This is a genomic window from Corallococcus sp. M7, from assembly GCF_054512695.1.
In genome coordinates, this window is record NZ_CM137252.1 from 7,319,671 (window position 1) to 7,332,502 (window position 12,832).

General features: G+C 72.4%; 11 protein-coding genes. 8 read left to right on the forward strand and 3 right to left on the reverse strand.

The genetic code is table 11. From position 1 onward, the window contains the following. Nucleotides 1–13 precede the first annotated feature (13 nt). Nucleotides 14–1,558 carry a flavin-containing monooxygenase gene (locus ACX114_RS29155; protein ID WP_459289875.1) on the reverse strand — a complete coding sequence of 515 codons (1,545 nt, stop codon included), beginning with the start codon at nt 1,556–1,558 and terminating at the stop codon, nt 14–16. A gap of 102 nt (nt 1,559–1,660) precedes the next feature. Between ACX114_RS29155 and ACX114_RS29160 the strand changes: the two genes are divergently transcribed. After that, nucleotides 1,661–2,182, forward strand: a complete 522-nt coding sequence (locus ACX114_RS29160) for a GNAT family N-acetyltransferase (protein ID WP_459289877.1) — start codon at nt 1,661–1,663, stop codon at nt 2,180–2,182. A 27-nt stretch (nt 2,183–2,209) separates the two neighbouring features. On the opposite strand, the gene ACX114_RS29165 is transcribed toward ACX114_RS29160, so the two are convergent. Then, nucleotides 2,210–4,093 (reverse strand): DUF7151 family protein, encoded by a 1,884-nt coding sequence (locus ACX114_RS29165; RefSeq protein ID WP_459289879.1) that lies wholly within the window; start codon nt 4,091–4,093, stop codon nt 2,210–2,212. A gap of 216 nt (nt 4,094–4,309) precedes the next feature. On the opposite strand from ACX114_RS29165, the gene ACX114_RS29170 reads away from it, so the two are divergent. Continuing rightward, nucleotides 4,310–4,804 carry a phage tail protein gene (locus tag ACX114_RS29170; RefSeq protein ID WP_459289881.1) on the forward strand — a complete coding sequence of 165 codons (495 nt, stop codon included), beginning with the start codon at nt 4,310–4,312 and terminating at the stop codon, nt 4,802–4,804. Nucleotides 4,805–4,855: 51 nt separating this feature from the next. On the opposite strand, the gene ACX114_RS29175 is transcribed toward ACX114_RS29170, so the two are convergent. After that, nucleotides 4,856–5,491, reverse strand: a complete 636-nt coding sequence (locus ACX114_RS29175) for a helix-turn-helix transcriptional regulator (protein ID WP_459289883.1) — start codon at nt 5,489–5,491, stop codon at nt 4,856–4,858. 193 nt (nt 5,492–5,684) lie between these two features. On the opposite strand from ACX114_RS29175, the gene ACX114_RS29180 reads away from it, so the two are divergent. The 6 genes from ACX114_RS29180 (at nt 5,685) to ACX114_RS29205 (ending at nt 12,808) form a co-directional block, all read left to right on the forward strand. After that, nucleotides 5,685–8,168 (forward strand): ribonuclease H-like domain-containing protein, encoded by a 2,484-nt coding sequence (locus ACX114_RS29180; protein ID WP_459289885.1) that lies wholly within the window; start codon nt 5,685–5,687, stop codon nt 8,166–8,168. 13 nt (nt 8,169–8,181) lie between these two features. Then, complete coding sequence (locus tag ACX114_RS29185) at nt 8,182–9,792, forward strand: hypothetical protein (RefSeq protein WP_459289887.1); 1,611 nt, start codon at nt 8,182–8,184, stop codon at nt 9,790–9,792. A gap of 249 nt (nt 9,793–10,041) precedes the next feature. After that, a complete protein-coding gene (gene mdcG, locus ACX114_RS29190; protein ID WP_459289889.1) occupies nt 10,042–10,701 on the forward strand; it encodes a malonate decarboxylase holo-[acyl-carrier-protein] synthase in 660 nt (219 codons plus the stop codon). 347 nt (nt 10,702–11,048) lie between these two features. Then, a complete protein-coding gene (locus tag ACX114_RS29195) occupies nt 11,049–11,786 on the forward strand; it encodes a beta-ketoacyl synthase chain length factor (RefSeq protein ID WP_459289891.1) in 738 nt (245 codons plus the stop codon). Next, entirely contained in the window at nt 11,779–12,558 is a 780-nt protein-coding gene (locus ACX114_RS29200) for a lysophospholipid acyltransferase family protein (RefSeq protein WP_459289893.1), read from the forward strand. The genes ACX114_RS29195 and ACX114_RS29200 overlap by 8 nt, the downstream gene beginning before the upstream one ends. Then, nucleotides 12,545–12,808: a phosphopantetheine-binding protein gene (locus ACX114_RS29205; RefSeq protein ID WP_206791021.1), complete on the forward strand. Its 264-nt coding sequence runs from the start codon at nt 12,545–12,547 to the stop codon at nt 12,806–12,808. The genes ACX114_RS29200 and ACX114_RS29205 overlap by 14 nt, the downstream gene beginning before the upstream one ends. Nucleotides 12,809–12,832: the final 24 nt, after the last annotated feature.

The window sequence follows — 12,832 nt, forward strand, 5'->3', positions numbered from 1 at the left end:
CCCCGCCATCACCTCACGGCCGGAGCGTACGAGGCGCGCCCGGCCGTGGAAGCGTGACGTAGTCCGACGGCTCGAAGTGCTCCACCCGGTGGCGGAAGGCCCCGGTGGTGCCGGGCCAGAGGGCGGAGTTGCGCCCCGTGGCATCCATGTACCAGCTCCGGCATCCGCCCTGGTTCCACACCGTGCGGGACAGCCGCGCCTCCAGCTCACGCACGAAGGCGTCCTGGGCGCGGGGATCCGGCTCCACCGCGGCCGCGCCCCGGGCCTCCAGGTAGCGCAGCGCGCCCAGCACGTGCTCCACCTGGGCCTCCATCATCAACAGCACGGAGGTGTGGCCCAGGGTGGTGTGCGGCCCTTGAAGCAGGAAGAGGTTGGGGAAGCCGCTCACGGTGGTGCCAAGGAAGGCGCGGGGACTGCCGGCCCACACCTGCGCGAGCGTCCGGCCGTCACGCCCCTGGATGTGGTGCCCCAGCGGCATGTCCGTCGCCTGGAACCCGGTGCCGAAGACAAGCGTGTCCACCGGGTGGACCGCGCCATCGCCGGTGACGACCGCGTCCTCGCGCACCTCGCGGATGGGCGCGGTGACGACCTCCACGTTCGGGCGGGTGAGGGCCGGCAGGTAGTCGTCGGAGACGAGGATGCGCTTGCACCCCATCGTGTAACGGGGCGTGAGCCGCTCGCGGAGCGACGGGTCCTTCACCGCCTTCAGCATGTGCCACCGCACCCACCGCTGCGCGAACCGGAAGATCCACGGGTGCTCGAAGCCCAGGGCCAGGCTGTCGCGCAGGAGGCGCAGCGCCTCGCGCAGGAGCCAGCGCGAGCCCGGCACCCACCGGTACAGGGCCTTGCGCAGGGCGCCGATGGGCTTGTCACCCCGAGGCAGCACCCACGCGGGCGTGCGCTGGAAGAGGACGAGCCGGCCGACCTCCGGCTGGATGGCCGGTACGATCTGCACCGCCGACGCGCCCGTGCCCACCACGCCCACCTTGCGCCCGGTCAGCGCGTAGCTGGCATCCCACCGCGCCGAATGCATCACCTTGCCCTGGAAGCGCTCCAGCCCGGGCAGGGGTGGAATCACGGGCTCGCTCAAGGTGCCCACCGCGACCACGAGCGTGTCCGCGGTGAGGACGCCGTGGGACGTCTCCAGCACCCAGCGCCGCGTCGCCACGTCCCACTTCGCGGAGAGGACCGCGTGCCCGAAGCGCAGGAAGGCTTCCAACTGGAACCGCCGCACACAGTCGCGCAGGTACCCCTGGATCTCCCAGCCTGGTGAGTAGACCCGTGACCAGCCGAGGTTCGGCGCGAAGGAGAACGAATACAGCAGCGACTGCACGTCACACGCGCAGCCGGGATAGACGTTGTCGCGCCAGACGCCGCCCACGTCACCTGCGCGCTCCAGGATGACGAAGTCGTCGATGCCTTCCTGCCTCAACCGGATGGCCATGCCCAGCCCGGCGAAACCCGCCCCCACGATGGCGACTCGCACGTGCCGCGGAAGACGGGAAGACACCGGACGGACCTCCTGGAAGCGGTGGGGCACGGAGCCCCTGACCTTCATGCTGTGCACATTCCACCCGGCCCGGCCCACCGGGTCGAGAGGTCTGCCCACGCCCCTGACAGGCAGCCCCTTCGGTCACGGGACATGAGAGGATTTCCCACCGTGGAAACGCCCCTGCCCTTCGCGCCCCGACTGCGTCCGGTCACGCCCGCGGATGACGCGTTCCTCTTCGCGCTCTACGTGAGCACGCGCGCACGCGAGCTGGCCGCCTGGGGCCTGCCGCCCGCGCAGGCGGAGCCGTTCCTGCGCATGCAGTACCAGGCCCAGGCCCGCCACTACGCGGCGACCCATCCCCAGGAAGGCCACGCCATCATCGAAGTGGAGGGAGCGCCCGTGGGCCGCCAGTGGCTCGTGCGCACGGCCGAGGAGCTGCTGCTCGTGGACGTGGCGCTGCTCCCCGAGCATCAAGGACGTGGCCTGGGCACGCAGTTGCTGAAGGCGATTCAAGCGGAGGCGGCGCTGTCACGCGTGCCCGCGCGGCTGCACGTCACGCGAGACAATCCGGCGCTGCGGCTCTACACCCGGCACGGCTTCACACCCACGCCGGGAAGCGACCCGGCGGCGCCGTACCTGGAGCTCCAGTGGCGGGCTTCAGGGAACGACTCAGGGACCGGCGTCGGCTGAGCCCGCCGGTCCCTTGAGGGCCCGCGCTCACAGGCCCAGCAGCGACTCCGGCTCCGGGGCGATGGTCTGGAGGAAGTAGCCCCCCATTCCCGAGGAGGCATTCGCGTTCGTCGCGGTGCCCGGGATGATGCCTCCCGAGTTGCCGCCGTTGCCGCCGCTGCCACCGCCGCCACCACCCGAGAGGACGGTCGTCGAAGGAGACACGGCCGCCGCGTTGGCCCCACCCAGGCCCCCCGCCACCTCCACGGCGCCGGTCACGGAGGCGGACACCGGGGAGATGAGGTGGACGATGCCACCGCCGCCACCACCGCCACCGCCTTCACCCGTACCACCGTTGCCGTTGAAGCCATCCGCGCCCCTGCCGCCCGGCACGCTGATGGTGCCCGCCATGTTGATGCTTCCCTTGGCCGCGATCAGCACGATGCCGCCGCCGCCGCCGCCCGTGCCCACGATGGACGCTCCGGCCGTCTGCGGGTTCGTGCCGTTCACGCCCTTCGCTTCGATGGCTCCACCCGAGGTGACACGGACGTTGGTGCGCGAGACGAGCAGCACCGCGCCGCCGCCCGCCCCGCCGTCGGCGTTCGGGCCCGCGTAGATGCGCGCTCCCGCTCCGCCCGACGCGGACTGGACCCGGCGGACCTGGGCGGCCTGGAAGAGGGCCAGGCCCGCGCCACCGTTGTAGGTGGACGCGCCCGTCCGGGCGATGCCCGCGGGGGCCTCGCCGCCCCCCAGGTCCTCCGCCGCGGGCAGCACTTCAATCTTCCCGCTCACGGTGATGTCCCCCGTGGCGCGCAGCACCGTGCCGCTGGGGACCTTGAGCGTTCCAGTGGCCGCGACGGTGATGGTGGTGAACTGGAGGTTGAAGCCCGACGGAAGCAGACTCACGCCCTGCGCGGTGGAGAGGTCCACGGTCTGGCCCGTGTTCACGTTGAAGGTCCCCGCGGAGCCATCGCCGTAGAGCCCCTGCGTGCCCGACGGACCTTGAGGGCCCTGGGCACCCGACGCGCCCGTCGGCCCAGCGGGCCCCGTCGCCCCGGTGGCTCCAGCGGGGCCCACGGCGCCCGTGGGTCCGGTCGGGCCAGCGGGGCCTGCGGGGCCCGTGTCGCCCTTCGCGCCCGCGGGACCCGTCGCGCCAGCAGGACCGACCGCGCCGGTCGCGCCCGTCGGGCCTGCCGCGCCCGTGTCGCCCTTCGCGCCCGCGGGGCCCGTCGCGCCAGCGGGGCCGGTCGCGCCGGTCGCGCCCGTGGCCCCCGTCGGACCTGCCGGGCCCGTGGCGCCCGTGTCTCCCTTCGCACCCGCCGGACCGGTGGCGCCCACCGCGCCCGTGTCTCCCTTCGCGCCCGTAGGGCCCGCCGGGCCCGTGTCGCCCTTCGCGCCAGCAGGGCCGGTCGCGCCGGTCGCACCGGTCGCGCCCGTATCGCCCTTCGCACCCTCCGGACCCACGGGCCCCGTGTCGCCCTTGGCTCCCGCCGGGCCCGTCGCGCCGGTGTCACCCTTCGCGCCGGTGGGGCCCGTGTCGCCCTTCGCGCCCGTGGGCCCCGTGGGACCCGCGGCGCCCTGCGGTCCCATCGGGCCTGTCAGACCGATGGGCCCCATGGGGCCTGTCGCGCCCGCCGGCCCCTGCACGCCTTGAAGCCCCTGGGGCCCCGGCGCGCCCTCCGCACCCGCCAGGCCCTGCGGCCCCTCGGGACCCATCAGGCCGGGTTCACCCGTGGCGCCCTTCTCACCCCGTGGGCCGGCCGGCCCCGCGGGCCCCGTCGCGCCCGCGGGCCCCGGAGGACCCTCCGGTCCCGCCGGGCCATCGCCCGCCGTCCCCTCCGTGCAGGCAGCCACCATCAGCGTCGCGCAGAGCGACAGCACGCGGAAACGCGAGAACGCCCCACGCAAGGGCACAACGGAATGAAGTGACATGGATCAGGTCCTCCCCAAGGACGGGCGCTGTGGCGACGTGCAGCGTAGGAATCCATGCTGCCACGGATTGTGAACACTCGCACACGATGGGTCGGACCCAATGGATGACGCGCCGCGCTCTATCCTCGTGGCGTCTGTCCATGGTCTGTTGATTCCCCTACAGCGACAGTCACAACAGGGGGCACCATGTCCGAGCCGTACCTCGGAGAGATCCGAATGTTTGGTGGGAACTTCGCGCCGAGGGGTTGGCTCCTCTGCAACGGCGCGCTGCTGTCCATCGCGCAGAACCAGGCGCTCTTCGCCATCCTGGGGACCACCTACGGCGGCGATGGGAGGACGACGTTCGCGCTGCCAGACATGCGCGGCCGCTTCCCCATGGCGCCCGGCCAGGGCCCCGGGCTCGCGCCGCACACGCTGGGCGAGGTGTCCGGCCAGCCGTCGGTGACGCTCATCTCAACGCAGATGCCCGCGCACACCCACCCGCTGATGGCCAGCATGCAGGAGGGCAACACGGAGAGCCCGGAGGGCGCGTACCTCGCGGCCTATCCCGCCGGCAGCACGCCCACGCCCTACTCCACGACGCCCAGCACGGTGATGGGCCCCCAGGCCGTGGGCATCGCCGGCGGCAACCAGCCCGTGCCCGTCCAGAACCCATACACCTGCGTGAACTTCATCATCGCGACGCAGGGCATCTTCCCCTCGCAAGGCTGAAGCCCCAGGACAGGAGGGCGCCGCGCCACGGACGCGGCCCTTCCCCGCGCTTCAGGCCCCCACCACCTCCGCCCGGGTGATGCGGTCCAGCCGGAAGTGGCGCCGCTCCCCGGATGCGAGGTCCACCGCGTCCAGCCGCGTCTCGTGCCGGTCCATCACCACGGACTCGATGCGCACCTCGCGCACCGTCTCCAGGAAGTTGCCGTCCACGTAGGTGATGCGCAGCGGCTGCCGCTCGAACCACGCGCGCTCCAGGGCCTCACGCACGGGCTTGCGCGTGGGCAGGGACGGCACACCCAGGAACGTCAGCTCGCGCAGCCTTTCCAGCAACTCCCGCTGCGCGGACGTGGACAGCGCGGAGCGCACCTTGTCGAGCGCCGACTCCAGCGTCCCCGTGAAGGGCAACAGCCGCATGCCGATGGCGAATCGTCCCAGCGCCACCACCAGCGCCGCCTCGCGCGCGGTGAAGTTCACCGGCGGCAGGCTGTAGCCCCGGTCCAGCGCGTAGCCGCCGCCCCGGCCCCGCTCCGCGCCCACCGGCAGCGCGGCGGCGCGCAACGCGTCCAGGTCCCGGTAGATGGTCCGCACCGTCACGCTGAAGCGCTCCGCCAGCACCTCCGCGGTGACGCCGGTGCGGCGGCCCCTCAGGTACTCGGCGAGGGCGAAGAGTCGCTCGGTGCGCTGCATGATGGTGAATCCTGACATACCGCTGTCAGCCGGGGGCCTCAAGCTGAGGCCAAGGCCCCCCGAGATGCGAAGCCCTTCCGACAGCGCCACGCCGCTCCTGTCCGCCCACCCTTGCGAAGCGGGCCCCCGCGCGCCTATGAGCGCCCGGAGCAGCGTCCGCGCGCCACGCCTTCCGTCCCTCGAGTCCCCGCCCATGGTCCCGCCGCCCCATCCGCTGGAGGACGAGTGGTTGTGGGGATGGGACCCCACGCCGGGCATCGTGTCCGTCTGGGCGGAGCCGGACGGGCGCGCCTTCATCTGGAAGCGTCAGCCGGGCACGCACGCGCGGCTGCGCGAGGACGCGAGGTACCGGCCCTGGGTGCTGCTCGCGTCGCTCCAGGACCTGGAGCACCTGGGGGACGCGCTCCGCCCGGAAGGCCTGCCGTGGGTTCCGGGCGCGGTGACATACCGGGAGCTGGAGGGGCCCGGCGCGCTGCGCTTCCTCGTCAGCGCGGATGACGGCCGGGCGCTGGCGTCCGCGGTGCTCAAGGGCGCATCGAACCGGTTGGATCAACGCGTGGGCCACCTGCGCGACCTGGGCCCGGCCGCGGCGCTGGTGCTGCCTCCGGAGGAGCAATACCTGGTGGCCACCGGCCGCACGTACTTCCGCGACCTGGTCTTCGACGACCTGCGAAGGCTCCAGTTCGACCTGGAGACCACCGGGTTGGATCCATCCCGCGACCGCATCTTCCTGGTGGCGCTGAGGGACCCGGACGGCCGCGCGGAGACACTGGAGGTGACGGCGGACGGCGACGCGGGCGAGGCGGACCTCCTGCGCCGGCTGGTCGCGCGCATCCGCGAGGCGGACCCCGACGTGGTGGAGAACCACAACCTGCACGGCTTCGACCTGCCCTTCCTGGACCAGCGCGCGAAGCGGCTGAATGTGCAGTTGGCGCTGGGCCGGGCGGGGCTGCCGGGCCTGCGCCACCGCCCCTCCGCGAGAGGCGCCGCGCTGAACCGGGGGCCCGGAGGCCGTGACGCGGACGCCATGCGCCGCGCGCGCTACACCGTACCCGGCCGCGAATTCATCGACACGCTGGACGCCGTGCGCCGCCACGACTTCGCCGCCCGCGACCTGCCCGGCCACGGGCTCAAGGCGGTGGCGCGGCACCTGGGCCTGTCCGGGCCCGACCGCGAGCTCATCCCCGGCGCGCGGATCCACGAGGTCTTCCTGAAGGACCCGGAGCGCGTGCGCCGCTACGCGCGCGAGGACGTGACGGAGGCCGCGGGGCTGGCGCACCTGCTGGGCGGCGCGGCGTTCGCGCTCGCGCGCATGGCCCCCCGGCGCTACGAGCGGCTGGCGGACGCGGGGCCGGCGACGGGCGTGTTGGATCCGCTGATGGTGCGCGCCTACGTGCGCTCGGGCGCGGCGCTGCCGGCGCACGAATCTGGCGACGGCACGTCCCACAGCGGCGCGGCGCTGCACCTCTTCGCCACCGGCGTCGCGCGCCACATCGTGAAGGCGGACGTGGCCAGCCTCTATCCGTCGCTGATGCGCCAGTACCGCATCGGGCCGAAGCGCGACCGGCTGAATGCGCTGCTCGCGCTGGTGGACCGGCTGGTGGATCAACGCCTGGACGCGAAGGGCAAGGCGAAGAAGGCCCCGCCCGGCTCCCCGGAGCGCCACACGCAGGAGGCGATTTCGGCGGCGATGAAGATCCTGATCAACTCCGCCTACGGCTACCTGGGCGCGGTGGGTCTCACCCGATTCTCGGACGTGCATGCCGCCAACGAGGTGACTCGGCGCGGACGCGAGCTGCTGGGCCTGATGTGCCGCGAGCTGGCCCAGCGGGGCGTGACGCTGCTGGAGGCCGACACGGACGGCGTCTACTTCGCGGTGCCGGAGACCTGGACGGAGGCCGACGAGCGGCGCGTGGTGTCGGAGGTCGCGGCCCTGCTGCCGCCGCGCGTGAAGCTCGAGTTCGACGGGCGCTACGCCGCCATGCTGTCGCACGAACCGAAGAACTACGCGCTCCAGCCCTACGCCGGGCCGCTGCTCCTGCGCGGCGTGGCCTTCCGCTCCAGCCGCGCGGAGCCCTATGGCGAGGACTTCCTGCGCCGCGCCCTCCAGCACCTCCTGGCCGGCGACGTGCGCGCCGTGCGCGACACCTACGTGGACGCGGTGATGGCGCTGAGGCGGCGCCAGGTGCCCACCTTCGAGGTCTCCGCGCAGGTGCGGCTGACCAAGTCCCCCTCGCAGTACCTGGCCACGCGCAAGCAGCGCCGGGAGCTGCCATACGAAGCGCTGCTCACCAACGGCCGCGAGCACTGGTCCCTGGGCGAGCGCGTGCGCATCTACCGCGCCACCGGCGGCCGCGCGGGCCTGCTCCCGGAGGCGCTCACCGAGGACGGCGAGATTGCCCCGCGCCCCGCACCGGGCGAGCCCGCGGGCGACGACGCGCGCGACTATGACGTCGAGTACTACGTGCGCCTGCTCAAGGACTCCTTCGCGGCCCGGCTCGCGCGAGGCCTGGCCCCGGAGGACTTCGCGACGGTGTTCGCGGACCCCGACCAGCCCTCCCTCTTCACCCCGTCCCTCGCGGACGCGCGGCCCGTGCTCACCGTCGTGAGGGAGCCCCGAGGCCCGGAGTTCGGGGAGGACGCGCAGGTGGTTGGAGCCCCGCCCTTCTCACCCTGACTGGAACCCTGCCGTGTCCCGGTTCCTCCGGGAGTCGGTGGGAGGCTTCTGCTACGGTGCGTCAACTTCGATGGCCTTCTCGTTGATGAAGCGTGTCCCGCCGCGCGCGCTGGGGGTTCCCGGCACCGTGGCCCTGCTGCTCCTGCTTCCCTGGCTCATCTATTGGAGCGCGGTCATCCACCGGTATGGCCTGCGTGACGACTACGCCATCCTGCGCGAGGCGCGCGAGGAGCCGGGAAAGATCCTCCGCGTCTGCGCGTCGCAGGGCCGCCCGCTCTACGGCTGGATGCTGGAGGTGTCCGCGAAGGCGGCCGGCGGCATCGACGGGCTGATGGGGCTGCGCCTCATGGGCGTGGCCGGACTGGGCGTGCTCGCGGCGGCGGTGTTCCTGCTGCTGCGCAAGGAGGGCTGGAGGCCGGGCTCCGCCGCGCTCCTGGCGGGGTTCCTCACGGTGACGCCGTCCGCGCAGGTCATCGCCAACTGGAGCATCTGCTGGCCGCAGGCCCTGGCGCTGATGCTGGGCCTGGGAGCGTTCGCCTTCGCCCGCCGCGCCATCGGTCCTCCGGGAGCGCAGGTCCCCGTCCGGTGGCCGTACGCGCTGGCCGCGGTGGGCACCATGGCCACCGCGACGCTCATCTATCAGGTGAGCGGCCTGTTCTCCGCGGTGCTCCTGGCGGCGTCGCTGGTGGCGCACCGCGACGTGTCGCTGAAGGACACCGCGCGCTGGATGCTCAAGCACCTGCTGGTGATGGGCGCGGGCCTGGCGCTCGCTTACGCCGTCACGCAGGTGCTGTTCAAGGCGGGCATCTTCCCGCCCTCGCCCCGGCTCAGCTTCGAGAAGCACTGGGTGGACAAGACCGTCTGGGCGCTCACGCACGTGTTCCCCAACGCGCTCGCGCTGTCCGCGCTCAACGAGGCGCCGGTGGGCGACATGGACGGCTACCGGGCCATGGTGGTGCTGACGCTGACGCTGCTGGGCGTGGGCATCGCGGTGGAGGGGCGCCGCTCGGGGCTTACGGGCGTGGGGCGCTGGCTGCTGGCGCTGGTGACGCTGTCGGGCGCGGCGTACTCGGTGAGCTTCCTCGCCGGGGAGCGGTGGCCCACGTACCGCACGCTCAACGCGCTCACGGGCGTCTGGGCCGTGTTCTTCGCCGCGTCGCTGGCGAACCTGGGCACCATCTGGCCCAAACACGGCCCGCGCATGGCCACGGCCCTGCTCACCGCGTTCGTGGCCTTCAGCGCCGTGCTCGCGCACGAGCAGTCCCTGGAGCTGTTCGCCCTGCCCCAGGGCCGGGAGCTGGCGGTGATGGAACAGGGCGCCAGCCTCGTCGTCCCGGACCGGAAGCCACGCGTCTTCGTCCTCACCGCGAAGCAGTCGGACTCCACCGCGCCCTTCCACTACCTGGACGAGTTCGGCTCCGTCTCCGTGGACGCGGAGTGGGTGGCCAAGGAGATGCTCAAGGCCCTGGTGAAGGAGCGCTTCCCCCGCGAGCGCGACGTGAGCGGCCTCTACCGCTTCGCCGCCGGCCCCGTCGCCCCGGAGCCGCGCAACTACGACATCCTCATCGACATGCGTCGCCAGCACGTGAGCGCTGTGAGCCCCATCCTCCAGAAGCCCCGCTAGCCCTCGCCACGCCTCAGGGGAACCCCTGAGGCGTGCGCTCGGCTCCCACCCGGATTTCCGGGGAGATTCACGCGGACGCGAGCAACCGGCGCGGACCGGTGCAGGATCGCTCCCACCGGCGGCGTGAATCCGGGTAATGAATCAGGGAGTGAGCACCACCGCTTCCGCTTCCGCATGTCCCGGGGGCAGCCCCGTCCCGCGTCGCGGAAGCGGGCCCGGCTTCCTCCTGGCGGCAGGAGATGCCCGCTGATGGGCGGTGACCGTCCGGTGCGGCACGACTGGGTGTATCTGGGCGCCGGCTGGGCGCAGGCCCTGCGCTCTCCCCTGGTCCCGGACGTCCTCGCGCAGGTGACGGCGTGGCGGGATCAAGGCCGGCCCTTCGCCGTCTCCCGGCAGGACCTGCCGGACCAGGAGGACGACCTGCGGCTGGGGCTCACCCTGCCCGACCGCCGCCACCTGTCGCTGCACGTGACGCTGTCCGCCGTGGAGCGCCACCTGCCGCCGCCCACGGTGCAGGAGGTGCGCGCCACGGCCCCCACGGCCTGGGGCCCCGCCCTGGACGACGTCATCGCCCTGGGCGCCGCGCTGGATCTGACGGTGGGCGTCTTCGGTTCCCTGGCCTGGCAGTACCGCTCGGGCGTGGCCTTCGTGCGGCCGCTGTCGGACGTGGACCTGCTGTTCGCCCCCGCGCGCTGGTCGGACGTGGAGCGGCTGCTGTTCGGACTGGAAGCCGTGTCCCGGCGCCACTCGGTGGTGCGCCTGGATGGCGAGGTGCTGCTGCCAGACGGCGGCGCCGTGTCCTGGCGCGAGCTCGCGCTGGCGCCCGAGCGCATCTGGGTCACCGGCCCCCGTGGCGCCAGCCCCCGCACGCTCCGCGAGCTGCGCGCCCTCTTCCCCTCCGAGTCCTGAAACACACGGAAGGAAGCACGCGGCGCGTGAATACGCGCGCCCCCAGCCACGTCACGCAGGCCACCGTCACAACCCGTTTCCACCGCCCATTTCGAATGACTCGCGGAGCGCTTCACACCCCGCGCGACACACGGGCGCGTCTTCACCCTGGACAAACCCGGAAGAACGTGAAGGCCGAGGCCCCGTTGCGTCTCTCATCAACAAGAACGTGGAGTTGCAACGGCCGAAGGGCAGGCGGGAAGACGGGCCTCCGGCGTCCGGCCTGCTCGGACCGGGCGCCCAATTGTCACCCTGTGAATGGTTTGGTAAAGGTTGTCTTTGGGGGCGATTGGGGCCTCTCCGTCACGATGGTGGGATTCTCCGTACAGCGCTGGGCCGCCTGGGCCCCCGGACTCGTCAATCCTGCTGCCTGGGAAACGTGGCTCGCGACCCCGCATCCGCTCCCCGCGGAAGGCACGCCCTCGCTCTCGGCGATGCCCGCGATGATGCGCCGCCGGGTGGATCGGCTGGGCCGCATCGCGCTGCAGGCCGCGTATGACGCGCACGTGGACGCGCCGGACGCGCCCGTCGTCTTCGCATCGCGTTATGGCGACCTGGGCCGCTCGGTGGAGCTGCTCACGCAGCTCGCGCGCTCGGAGCCGCTGTCGCCCACCTCCTTCAGCCTGTCGGTGCACAACGCCATCGGCGCGCTCTACTCCATCGCGCGCGGGGACACGTCCGCCTACGCCGCCATCGCCGCGGGCGAGGAGACGGTGGAGGCCGCCTTCACGGAGGCGTGTGGCCTGCTGTCCGACGGTGTCCCCCGGGTGATGGTCGTCGTCTACGACGAGCCCGTGCCCACGCCGTGGGAACACTTCTCCCGGGATGTGGCGTTTCCCCATGCATGGGCCTGCCTCCTCTCCGCCAGCACGGGCGCGGACGCCATCCACCTGGACTGCGCGGCCGGCACACCGGAGGCGCCCGCGGCGGCGGACTCCTCGGAGCTCCCGGCGGACCTGCGCGCCCTGCGCTTCCTCGTTTCCGGCGCCTCGCGGTGGGAGCACGCGGCGGGCGGCCGGTGTTGGCGGTGGGCACGCCATGCTTGAGAAGCTCGACCGGCCGTGGCGCATCTTCGCCACCGGGTTGTCCTTCGCCACCTTCGGGCTGGGCGGGCTGGCGCTGCGGCTGCTCTACTTCCCGCTGCTGGCGCTCTTCGTGCGCGACCCGGCGCGGCAGCAGCGGCTGGCGCGGCTCGCGGTGCACTACACGTTCCGCTTCTTCATCGGCTACATGCGCGCCCTGGGCGTGCTGCGCTACGAGCTGCAGGGCGTGGAGAAGCTGGCGCGCTCCGGGCTGCTCATCCTGGCCAACCACCCGTCGCTCATCGACGTGGTGTTCCTCATCTCCCTGGTCCCCAACGCGGACTGCGTGGTCAAGGCGAGCCTGGCCAACAACCCGTTCACGCGCGGCCCCATCCGGGCGACGCGCTACCTGTGCAACGACTCCGGGCCCGGGCTCATCCAGGACTGCATCGCGTCCGTGAAGGCCGGCAACAACCTCATCATCTTCCCGGAGGGCTCGCGCACGCCGCTCGACGGGAACATGCAGTTGCAGCGCGGCGCCGCCAACATCGCGGTGCGTGGCCCGTGTGACATCACGCCGGTCATCATCCACTGCGCGCCGCGGGGCCTCACCAAGGGCATGCCCTGGTGGAAGGTGCCGGAAAAGCCCATGCACTACGTCATCCGCGTGGAGGACGACATCCACGTGCCGGCCCAGGACGCGGAAGCGGGCGAGGCGGCCAGGGCCGCGCGCCAGCTCACCACCCGTTTGCACGACCATTTCTCCAGGGGGAACCAGGAACATGTTGGAGCTTGAGCAGGAAATAAAGCGGCTGGTCATCGACACGTTGAACCTCGAGGACGTCAAGCCGGACGACATCGATCCGGCCGCGCCGCTGTTCGTCGAGGGGCTGGGGCTGGACTCCATCGATGCCCTCGAGCTCGGCCTCGCGTTGCAGAAGTCCTATGGCGTCGTGCTGGCGAGCGACTCCAAGGAGAATCGCCGTCACTTCGCAAGTGTTCGGGCGCTCGCGGACTTCGTCAGCACCCACCGCACCCGTTCCTAGGCAGCCCCGTTCAAAACCAAAGCG

Bases quoted from the DNA above. Each gene is read 5' to 3' on its own strand.
- ACX114_RS29195 (WP_459289891.1), top strand. From the start codon at position 11,049: ATGGTGGGATTCTCCGTACAGCGCTGGGCCGCCTGGGCCCCCGGACTC.
- ACX114_RS29205 (WP_206791021.1), top strand. From the start codon at position 12,545: ATGTTGGAGCTTGAGCAGGAAATAAAGCGGCTGGTCATCGACACGTTG.
- ACX114_RS29165 (WP_459289879.1), bottom strand. From the start codon at position 4,093: ATGTCACTTCATTCCGTTGTGCCCTTGCGTGGGGCGTTCTCGCGTTTC.
- ACX114_RS29200 (WP_459289893.1), top strand. From the start codon at position 11,779: ATGCTTGAGAAGCTCGACCGGCCGTGGCGCATCTTCGCCACCGGGTTG.
- ACX114_RS29155 (WP_459289875.1), bottom strand. From the start codon at position 1,558: ATGAAGGTCAGGGGCTCCGTGCCCCACCGCTTCCAGGAGGTCCGTCCG.
- ACX114_RS29175 (WP_459289883.1), bottom strand. From the start codon at position 5,491: ATGCAGCGCACCGAGCGACTCTTCGCCCTCGCCGAGTACCTGAGGGGC.
- ACX114_RS29170 (WP_459289881.1), top strand. From the start codon at position 4,310: ATGTTTGGTGGGAACTTCGCGCCGAGGGGTTGGCTCCTCTGCAACGGC.
- mdcG (WP_459289889.1), top strand. From the start codon at position 10,042: ATGGGCGGTGACCGTCCGGTGCGGCACGACTGGGTGTATCTGGGCGCC.
- ACX114_RS29180 (WP_459289885.1), top strand. From the start codon at position 5,685: ATGGTCCCGCCGCCCCATCCGCTGGAGGACGAGTGGTTGTGGGGATGG.